Source organism: Acidiphilium sp. (genome assembly GCF_049977125.1).
In the GTDB taxonomy this organism is placed as follows: Bacteria; Pseudomonadota; Alphaproteobacteria; order Acetobacterales; family Acetobacteraceae; genus Acidiphilium.
Genome location: NZ_JBMFGY010000121.1, coordinates 5,210 through 8,903, shown reverse-complemented (window position 1 = coordinate 8,903; position 3,694 = coordinate 5,210). Strand labels below are relative to the sequence as shown.

General features: G+C 59.6%; 6 protein-coding genes. 3 read left to right on the top strand and 3 right to left on the bottom strand.

The window, feature by feature from the left end:
- The coding region (locus tag ACP5E6_RS14385) for a DUF6969 family protein (RefSeq protein WP_427955034.1) at positions 1-383 on the top strand (383 nt) is incomplete at its 5' end.
- A gap of 8 nt (positions 384-391) precedes the next feature.
- Here ACP5E6_RS14385 and ACP5E6_RS14380 read toward each other — a convergent pair.
- From ACP5E6_RS14380 to ACP5E6_RS14370, 3 genes are read right to left on the bottom strand one after another with little or no spacing between them, the layout of a single operon-like run.
- Positions 392-1,075 carry a haloacid dehalogenase type II gene (locus ACP5E6_RS14380; RefSeq protein ID WP_427955032.1) on the bottom strand — a complete coding sequence of 228 codons (684 nt, stop codon included), beginning with the start codon at positions 1,073-1,075 and terminating at the stop codon, positions 392-394.
- Positions 1,072-1,620, bottom strand: coding sequence for a redoxin domain-containing protein (locus ACP5E6_RS14375; RefSeq protein ID WP_427955031.1), 549 nt, complete (start codon positions 1,618-1,620; stop codon positions 1,072-1,074). The genes ACP5E6_RS14380 and ACP5E6_RS14375 overlap by 4 nt, the downstream gene beginning before the upstream one ends.
- Before the next feature lie 37 nt (positions 1,621-1,657).
- Positions 1,658-2,227 carry a TetR/AcrR family transcriptional regulator gene (locus ACP5E6_RS14370; RefSeq protein ID WP_427955030.1) on the bottom strand — a complete coding sequence of 190 codons (570 nt, stop codon included), beginning with the start codon at positions 2,225-2,227 and terminating at the stop codon, positions 1,658-1,660.
- Positions 2,228-2,365: 138 nt separating this feature from the next.
- Here ACP5E6_RS14370 and ACP5E6_RS14365 point away from each other — a divergent pair, with 138 nt between their 5' ends.
- Both ACP5E6_RS14365 and ACP5E6_RS14360 read left to right on the top strand, forming a co-directional pair.
- Complete coding sequence (locus ACP5E6_RS14365; RefSeq protein WP_427955029.1) at positions 2,366-3,028, top strand: DsbA family protein; 663 nt, start codon at positions 2,366-2,368, stop codon at positions 3,026-3,028.
- On the top strand, positions 3,025-3,480 hold the full coding sequence (locus ACP5E6_RS14360; protein WP_427955027.1) for a DUF1330 domain-containing protein: 456 nt from the start codon (positions 3,025-3,027) through the stop codon (positions 3,478-3,480). Before ACP5E6_RS14365 ends, ACP5E6_RS14360 begins: the two co-directional genes overlap by 4 nt.
- Positions 3,481-3,694 lie beyond the last annotated feature (214 nt).

Genomic DNA, 3,694 nt, shown 5'->3' with positions numbered 1-3,694 from the left:
GGCCGGAAGGGCGGCGTGACGACGCGCCGATCCATCATCTGATCGCGATCGCGCTAGATCGGTTCGGCCGCCCGACCAGCCTGTTCACCACCAATCGCTGGGTCACCGGCGATGATTTCATCCCGGCGTCCCAGGCCGTTCGGTATGCAAGCGACTATCGCCTGACCGATCAGGCGCCGGCCAGCCGATGCGTCGACGCCCTGTTCACCCTGTTCGCGACCGATATCGCCGATCTGCTGATCGAGCGGGACGTGACGATCGAGGCCTGGCGCCACACCCACAAGGACGATGACGCGTTGGAGGACCGGGCGCTGGAAATCACCTCGTCGCGCGTGATCGACATTGTCGCGGCGCTGGCGGAACTTCAGAACATGGTCGACTGACGCCGCGATCAGCCGGAGGCCAAGTGGCCAACGAGTGTCGACAGGGTCTTGAGCACGATGATCGGCTGCCCAGGAAGCCGCTCTGCCGGTTGGTTGGTACGGTTGCACCAGGCAACCTGAAAGCCGAACGCCGCGGCGCCGTAGGCGTCCCAGCCATTCGACGACACGAAACAGATCGCCTCGCGTGGCAGGCCCAGACGATCGGCCGCGAGTTGATATACTTCGGGTGCCGGCTTGAAGACGCCGACGGTCTCGACCGACAACACATGATCGAGCTGGGCACCGATCTCGGCGTGCTCGATCGCCGGCTTGAGCATCGCGGAGGTGCCGTTGGACAGGATGGCGGTGGACAGTCCGGCTGCCTTCAGGGCTTTCAACATCGCCGGTACTTCAGGATAGACTGACACGATCCGGTACAGGTCGAGCAGATGAGCGCGGTGCCCCGCATCGGCCAACCCGGTGCTGTCGAGTGCGTAATCCAGCGCCTCGGCGGTCACCTGCTCGAAATCGGCGTAGCGGTGCTGCAGGCTGCGCAGGAGCGTGTACTGGATCTGCTTGTCCCGCCAAATCGCTCCCAGAGCGGCGCGTTTCGCCTCGGGGATATCGGCGCACCGCGCGACTGCGGAGGTGAAATCGAACAGGGTGCCATAGGCATCGAACACACAGGCTTTGATACCGGCGAGCTGGCTCATCGATGGGTGCCCCGGATCGGATAAGCATTGGCGATCACGAATTCGAGGCCACCCAGCAGCACGTCGAGATCGGGTCGGGTGAACGGGGCATTCGAGATATCGATGATCTGAAGTGATCCTGCCGGGTTGACGACAAACAGCCCGGGTTCGGGAAAGGGATGATCGGTTTCGGTGGCCGAACGCGGTTCGGATATATAGAGCCCGAGTTCCTGCATCATCGGTACATCGATGCCGTACAACAGCGGAAAATTCGGCTTGACGGCATCGAAGGTTTCCCGTGTCTGAGCTTCGCTATCGGCTGACAAAGCTACGACATTCACGCCCAGGGTCTCGAATTTTTCAAGAAGCTGCTTGATCTTGCCGAGATAGCCTTTGCAGATTGGGCAATGTTTGCCGCGATAGACGAACAGGGCCTGCCAAGTACCGCTACCACCGAACTGATAATCGGGACCATCGATGCGCTTGAACTGCAGTGGTGAGAAATTCTGACCGGGATGTAGTTTTTGTGTTTTGTCCATAAGCAAGGCTCCTTTCGATTGGATCATGGCACCGCGTGCCGACCATCGGCGCTACGAGATCAGTTCACTTCGGTGCCGGGATTGAGAGGGAAACGGACGTCAACGCATGGGCGACGAGACGCTCCAACCGGTCGCGTTCGGGCGCAAGGCGAGCCAAAACACGAATTGCAAGCACGGTTGCCAGCAGAATTTCTGCCATAATTGCAGGTTCGAGCCCGGGATGAGTGGATCCCTGATCCCTCGCAGTCTCCAGTTGGATTCGAAAAAACGTTTCGACCTCGCCAAGACGTGTCCGCGCCGTAGTCCGTGCCGCCTGCGACATTCTGCCGCCGTCGAGAACCGAATTGACGAGTAGGCACCCGAGGCGATCGGGATCGTTCACTGAGAGATCGATGATCTCATCAAAAAATTGCCGGATCGCGGCGAGGGGGTCGGCTATCGCGGTTAATCTGGCCAGCCGCGACGTCAAACCCTGCTGCGCGTATCGATCCAGTACTGCTGTGAACAGACCATCCTTGTCACGATAGCGATGATAGAGCGATGCTGCGCTCAGCCCGGTTGCCGAGGTGAGATCACGCAACGACGCATCGGCATAACCGTGTCGCCAGAACACGCCGACGGCGCGATCGAGCACGATCTCATCGGTCAGCGTGCGGGGGCGAGGCATGGGCTGTGAACGCTCTGTTGCATCATACGGGATTATATAATATATCGATCGTTATAATACAATCCCAGTCTTTCGGGCCGGAGCAAGGTTCGACCAGGAGCGCCGATGAATCAGCCCCATCTCGTCTATTTTGCCGATCCGATGTGTTCGTGGTGCTATGGGTTTGCGCCGGTGATCGAGGCCATTCGGGCCGAATTCGGCCATCGCCTGCCGATCCGTCTGATTCTTGGCGGTTTGCGCCCCGGGACCACCACTCCGATGGATGATGCCGCCAAAACCCGCACGCGGGCGCATTGGGACCATGTCCACGAAGCCTCCGGCCAGGTCTTTGATTATGCGTTCTTCGAGCGGGACGGCTTTGTTTACGACACTGAACCGGCCTGTCGTGCTGTCGTGTGGGCGCGGCGGCAATCTTCAGAGGCGGCGCTCGGCCTGCTCGACCGCCTGCATCACGCATTTTATGGGGAGAACCGCGATATCACCGCCCCTCCCGTGTTGGCGACCATCGTCAGCGAGGCAGGTTTCGATCCGGCGGCATTTGCGGCACATTTTACCGATGACGAACTCGTCAAGGAGACCGAGCGGGATTTCCAGATCAGCCAGCAGACCGGCGTAACTGGCTTTCCGACTCTGATTGCCGGGAACGGCCGTAATTCGGATTATGCTCTATTGACCGCAGGGTTTCAGGTCAAACAGCGGATCGTGCCCGTACTGGCACGGTGGTTGGATGATCAGCAAGGTTCAGCGCAAGAGGAGAGTGCCATATGACCGACACCGCGCAGGAGGCCGAGGCGACGGAGCAGTTTATCGATCCGACCCGAGATCAATTCGCAGCATTTCAGTCATTATCGCGCGATGGCGCGATCCACATGCTCAACCTCGTCCGTTTTCGGGTCCGTGCGGCGTATCCGGACGGGCGGGAGATTTCCGGCGCCGATGCGTATCGGGCCTATGCCTGTGAGAGCGGCCCGATATTTATCCGGGTCGGTGGTCGGCAGGTTTGGCTCGGTCGGTTCGAGCAAACCCTGATCGGGCCGGCAACCGAGCGCTGGGATGCGGTGTTCATTGCCGAATATCCCTCGGTCGCCGCGTTTGTCGCCATGGTCCGGGACCCTAATTATCGCGCCGCGGTGAAACACCGTCAGGCTGCCGTTGAAACCTCACGCTTGATACGTCTCGAGCCGCGCCATGCCGGAAGTGCTTTTGGGCAAACAGGATAAGATCTTTTCTGGCGACCGACGTCTGCAAAGCTTACGACTTTGTTATATTCGACGACTGTAACATAAGATCGGTTCGATCCGAACAGTGCAAGGAGCCGGTATCGTTCCGGCCCTCGAACTCAAGGAGAATCTGGCATGAAGCTTCACCACCTGATCGTCCCCGCAGCGATTGCTCTCGTGACCGTCGCACCTGCGGCATATGCCACAACGATGG

Coding starts and splice junctions, on each gene's coding strand:
- ACP5E6_RS14380 (WP_427955032.1), bottom strand. CDS start 1,075: ATGAGCCAGCTCGCCGGTATCAAAGCCTGTGTGTTCGATGCCTATGGC.
- ACP5E6_RS14375 (WP_427955031.1), bottom strand. CDS start 1,620: ATGATCCAATCGAAAGGAGCCTTGCTTATGGACAAAACACAAAAACTA.
- ACP5E6_RS14365 (WP_427955029.1), top strand. CDS start 2,366: ATGAATCAGCCCCATCTCGTCTATTTTGCCGATCCGATGTGTTCGTGG.
- ACP5E6_RS14360 (WP_427955027.1), top strand. CDS start 3,025: ATGACCGACACCGCGCAGGAGGCCGAGGCGACGGAGCAGTTTATCGAT.